Source organism: Arenimonas sp. (genome assembly GCF_019459675.1).
Taxonomy (GTDB): Bacteria; Pseudomonadota; Gammaproteobacteria; order Xanthomonadales; family Xanthomonadaceae; genus Arenimonas.
The window spans coordinates 1-4,156 of sequence record NZ_JAIBFH010000244.1; the positions used below are offsets into that span (position 1 = coordinate 1).

Consider the following 4,156-nt stretch of genomic DNA (forward strand, 5'->3'; position numbering starts at 1 on the left):
AAGATAAAACCGAGCCCATCAACCCAAGTGACCATGCCAAACACCCTGCAACTCGCCCAAGCGCGGCTCCTCACCCCCACCGGCCTGGGTCTTGACGCACTGGACACGGCCTTTGGCCGGCTGATGGGCCCGGGCGTGGACTACGGCGACCTGTATTTCCAGCACAGCCGGCGCGAGGGCTGGAGCCTGGAAGACGGCATCGTCAAGGACGGTTCGCACTCGATCGAACAGGGCGTGGGCGTGCGGGCGGTCAGCGGCGAAAAAACCGGCTTCGCGTATTCGGACGACATCCGCGCCGACGCGCTGCTGGAGTCGGCCGGCGCGGCGCGCGCCATCAGCCGCAGCGGCGCCAGCGCGGCCGGCGGCCAGCGCGTGGTGGTGCCGGGCCGCGCGCTGTATGCGCCGGTGGACCCGATCGACGAAATGGCCACCGACCTCAAGATCCAGACGCTGCGCGAAGTGGACCAGTGGCTGCGAGCACAGGACCCGCGCGTGAAGCAGGTCATCGTCAGCCTGGCCGGCGGCGTGGACACCGTGCTGGTGGCCAGCAGCGACGGCAAGCTGGCGTCGGACGTGCGGCCGCTGGTGCGCTTCAACGTGCAGGTGATCGTTGAGCAGGACGTCCGGCGCGAACAGGGTTATTCCGGCGCCGGTGGCCGCTACGGCTACGCCGAACTCTTTTCCGGAGGCCGGCCGCAGGCCGTGGCGCGCGAAGCGCTGCGCCAGGCGCTGGTGAACCTGGATGCGGTGGAAGCGCCGGCCGGCACGCTGCCGGTGGTCCTGGGCCCGGGCTGGCCGGGCGTGCTGCTGCACGAAGCGGTGGGCCACGGCCTGGAAGGCGACTTCAACCGCAAGGGCACGTCGGTGTACGCCGGCCGCATCGGTGAACGCGTGGCCGCGCCGGGCGTCTCCTTCGTCGACGACGGCAGGCTGGCCGGTCGCCGCGGCTCACTCAACATCGACGACGAGGGCACGCCCACGCAGTGCACCACGCTGATCGAGGACGGCATCCTGCGCGGCTACATCCAGGACACCCACAACGCGCGCCTGATGGGCATGGCGCCCACCGGCAACGGCCGGCGCGAAAGCTTCGCCCACCTGCCGATGCCGCGCATGACCAACACCTACATGCTGGCCGGCAACTACGACCCGGCCGAGATCATCGCGTCGGTGAAGAAGGGCCTGTACGCGCCCAACTTCGGCGGTGGCCAGGTGGACATCACCAGCGGCAAGTTCGTGTTCTCGGCCACCGAGGCCTACCTGATCGAGGACGGCAAGATCACGCGGCCGGTGAAGGGCGCCACGCTGATCGGAAACGGCCCCGAGGCCATGACCCGCGTGAGCATGGTCGGCCGCGACCTGGCGCTGGACGAAGGCGTGGGCATCTGCGGCAAGGACGGCCAGAGCGTGCCGGTGGGCGTGGGCCAGCCCACCCTGAAGATCGACGCGATGACCATCGGCGGCACGCGGGCGTGATGCCCTCAGAAGCGGTCGGCTTCGCCGGGCAGGTCGGTGTCGTCGTCCAGGTCGGTGTCGGCCGCGGCGTCGCCGGCCACGCCCGCCATGATCAGCTCGCGCAGCTCACGGAACAGTTCGCGCGACGAATGCGGGGGTTTGTTCTTCAGCTTTTCCTGCTGCGCGTTGCGCGCCAGCTGGCGCAGCTGCTGGCGGTCGCCGGCGGGGTATTCCAGCAGCAGGTCCGACAGCGCTTCGTCACCCAGCGCCACCAGCCGGTCGCGCCAGTACTCGACGCGGTGCAGCTGGGCGGCCTCGCGCCGGCCCTCGACCTTGTCGTGGTCGATCGCGGCGCGGATGGCCTGCAGGGCGTCGTCTTCCTCGCGCCGCATCATCTTGGCCAGGTACTGCACGGCGCGCTTGCGGGCGATCTGGGCGGTGATCCGCTTGGTCGACAGCACCAGCTTGCGCAGGTCCTCGTCCATGGGGATCTGGCCGATGCGCGCGTCGCTCTGCTGCACCAGCTGCAGGGCCAGCGTCAGCACGCCCAGCGCTTCGCGGCGCTGTTCGCTGCGGCTGGGGCCGAAATCCTCTTCTTCTTCGAATTGATCGTCGCTATGCATGCTTCACCGCCTACCCGGAGCGAAAGGATACGCCCATGACCACCCTCACCGCAGCTTCCGACGATTCCCTGGCCCGGCTGGACCGGCTTTCGGGCCTGGCCCGCGATGTCCTGCGCCAGTGCAGCGCGCTGGGCGCCAGCCAGGCCGAAGTGGCCGTGGGCGAGGACAGTGGCCTGTCGGTGAACGTGCGCATGGGCGAGGTGGAGACGGTGGAGCGCACCCAGGACCGCAGCGTCGGCGTTACGGTTTACTTCGGCCAGCGCAAGGGCAGCGCCAGCACCGCCGACCTGCAGCCGGCCAGCCTGGCGTCCACGGTGGAGATGGCCTGCGCCATCGCCCGCCATACCGAAGCCGACCCGGCGTCCGGCCTGGCCGATGCCGACCGCATGGCCCGCGACCTGCGCGAGTTCGACGGCTGGCACCCCTGGGCGCTGGACGCCGACCGGGCCATTGCCCTGGCGGTGGAAGCCGAGGCGGCCGGCCGCGCCGCCGATGCCCGCATCGCCAACTCCGACGGCGCCGGCATGCACAGCGGTGAAAGCGTGTCGGTGTACGCCAACAGCCACGGCTTCGTGGGCGCCGAACGCAGCACCAGCCATTCGCTGAGCCTGTCGCTGATTGCCGGCAGCGGTGACGCCATGCAGCGCGACTACTGGTATTCCAGCGGTCTGTCGCCCGACGACCTGGAGTCGCCGGTGCAGGTGGGCCGCAAGGCCGCCGAACGCACCGTGGCGCGGCTGGACCCGCGGCCCATTAAGACCGGCGACTACCCGGTGCTGTTCGCGCCGGAAATGGCGCGCAGCCTGATCGGCCATCTGCTGGGCGCCATCTCCGGCGGCGCGCTGTACCGCCGCGCCAGCTTCCTGCTCGACCACGCGGGCCAGCGCATCCTGCCGCCGTGGTTCAACCTGGTGGAGCGCCCGCACATCATGCGCGGCCTGCGCTCGGCCGGGTACGACGCCGAGGGCGTGGCCACGGTGGATTCGGACATCGTGCGCGACGGCGTGCTGGCGCGTTACCTGCTGGGCAGCTATTCGGCGCGCAAGCTCGGGCTGCAGAGCACGGGCAACGCCGGCGGCGTGCACAACCTGGAAGTCACGGCCAATGCCGATGGCCTGAAGGACATGGCGCGCGGCATGGGCCGGGGCCTGCTGGTGACTGAACTGATGGGGCAGGGCGCCAACAACGTGACGGGCGATTACTCGCGCGGCGCGGCCGGCTTCTGGATCGAGAACGGCGAAATCGCGCATCCGGTGGACGAACTCACCATCGCCGGGCGCATGCAGGACATCTTCCAGGCCATCGAAGCAGTGGGTGCCGACGTGGACCGCCGTTCGCACGTTGCCGTGGGCTCGATCCTGGTGGGCCGGATGATGGTGGCCGGCGAGGCGTGACGCGCGGTTGCCTTGACAGTGTCTTCACAAGGCGTGACAGTGGTCGATAAACCCGCCGCGAGGCGGAATGCCGACCGCAACGTAAGGGGAAAACCAATGTCCGACCCGATGGAAAACACGCCTCCGCCGATGGGCGACATGCCCCCGCCGATGACCAGCACCATCTCCGAAGACGAGCGCATGTGGGCCATGTTCGCCCACCTGTCGGCCCTGCTGGGCGGCCTGCTCACCAGCGCCTTCGGCGGCTGGGGCACGTTCATCGGCCCGCTGGTGATCTGGCTGGTCAAGAAAGACACGATGCCGTTCGTGGACAACCAGGGCAAGGAAGCGCTGAACTTCAACATCACCATCGCCATCATCATGGTGGCGCTGACGGTCTTCTCCATCGTCACGCTGGGCATCGGCCTGCTGATCGCGGTGCCGATCATGATCATCGTCGGCATCGGTGCGCTGGTGCTGATCATCATCGCGTCGCTGAAGGCCAAGGACGGCGTCGCCTACCGCTACCCGATGACGCTGCGCCTGGTGAAGTAAGCCACCCGCAGCCCATCAAGAAGGCGGCCCTCGCGGGCCGCCTTTTTTTGTTCTTCACCCGGTGCTGGGACGCACACGGTGCCGGCGCCACCGCGGAAGCGAGGGTCACTTCCTGCTCATGGCAGGGCCTTTTAAATCGCAGGAAGTGAC

The 4,156-nt window shown here is 69.0% G+C and carries 4 protein-coding genes; 3 read left to right on the plus strand and 1 reads right to left on the minus strand.

Annotated features, from left to right (window positions below):
* The first annotated feature begins 33 nt into the window (after positions 1-33).
* Positions 34-1,476 carry a metalloprotease TldD gene (tldD, locus tag K0M70_RS08280; protein ID WP_290781328.1) on the plus strand — a complete coding sequence of 481 codons (1,443 nt, stop codon included), beginning with the start codon at positions 34-36 and terminating at the stop codon, positions 1,474-1,476.
* Between the two features lie 5 nt (positions 1,477-1,481).
* Here tldD and yjgA read toward each other — a convergent pair whose 3' ends face one another.
* Positions 1,482-2,078 (minus strand): ribosome biogenesis factor YjgA, encoded by a 597-nt coding sequence (yjgA, locus tag K0M70_RS08285; protein ID WP_290781329.1) that lies wholly within the window; start codon positions 2,076-2,078, stop codon positions 1,482-1,484.
* Between the two features lie 35 nt (positions 2,079-2,113).
* Here yjgA and pmbA point away from each other — a divergent pair, with 35 nt between their 5' ends.
* Together pmbA and K0M70_RS08295 are read left to right on the plus strand one after the other, a co-directional pair.
* Positions 2,114-3,472 (plus strand): metalloprotease PmbA, encoded by a 1,359-nt coding sequence (pmbA, locus tag K0M70_RS08290; protein ID WP_290781330.1) that lies wholly within the window; start codon positions 2,114-2,116, stop codon positions 3,470-3,472.
* Positions 3,473-3,568: 96 nt separating this feature from the next.
* Complete coding sequence (locus K0M70_RS08295) at positions 3,569-4,006, plus strand: DUF4870 domain-containing protein (RefSeq protein ID WP_290781331.1); 438 nt, start codon at positions 3,569-3,571, stop codon at positions 4,004-4,006.
* The last annotated feature ends 150 nt before the right edge of the window (positions 4,007-4,156 follow it).

Excerpts from the sequence above, each read along its gene's own strand:
- tldD (WP_290781328.1), top strand. The coding sequence starts at position 34 with ATGCCAAACACCCTGCAACTCGCCCAAGCGCGGCTCCTCACCCCCACC.
- pmbA (WP_290781330.1), top strand. The coding sequence starts at position 2,114 with ATGACCACCCTCACCGCAGCTTCCGACGATTCCCTGGCCCGGCTGGAC.
- yjgA (WP_290781329.1), bottom strand. The coding sequence starts at position 2,078 with ATGCATAGCGACGATCAATTCGAAGAAGAAGAGGATTTCGGCCCCAGC.
- K0M70_RS08295 (WP_290781331.1), top strand. The coding sequence starts at position 3,569 with ATGTCCGACCCGATGGAAAACACGCCTCCGCCGATGGGCGACATGCCC.